Annotated in this window: 1 protein-coding gene; it reads left to right on the top strand. The window is 60.6% G+C overall.

Annotation, left to right across the window (positions count from 1 at the left end):
* The coding region (locus ACXJ7R_RS36015) for a hypothetical protein (protein WP_457155928.1) at positions 1-505 on the top strand (505 nt) is incomplete at its 5' end.
* Positions 506-546: the final 41 nt, after the last annotated feature.

Consider the following 546-nt stretch of genomic DNA (forward strand, 5'->3'; position numbering starts at 1 on the left):
GTTCCAGATGGTGAGCGCGATGACCCCGCAGGAAATCCTTCGCGCCGCAGCCACCCACAACGGTGAACGCTCGGTCGTCTTGATCGATACGGAAGGCACCACAAACGATAACCTCATGGCTGGGCTCTTCGCCGCCGATATTGTCGTCGTGCCGGTCTATTTTGCCCTCGACGATGTGACCGCCGCCATCCAGATCACCGACCACTACATTCCGCTGGCGGTCGAGAGCCGGGGGAGACCGCTGCCTGCGATATTCGTGCTGACCAAGCAGACCATCATCGATGGCAGGGCGCGAGCCCTGACCGAACTGCGCGCCATCATCCAGGCCAACGGCACGCCGATTGCAGAACACGTCCTGCACAATCGCGTTGCCTACCGTGACCTCCAGACCGGGCAGACCCTTTACAGCCCCGATGTGCCCGATGCGAAGGCGATTGCCGAAAGTGAAGGGGTCTTTGGCGACCTTCTGCAAACCTTCATCGAAGCCACAAGGAACGCGGCATGAGCGAAGAAACCGCACCGAAACCCGGTGACGACAAGAAAGCC

The organism is Mesorhizobium sp. P5_C1 (assembly GCF_054049815.1).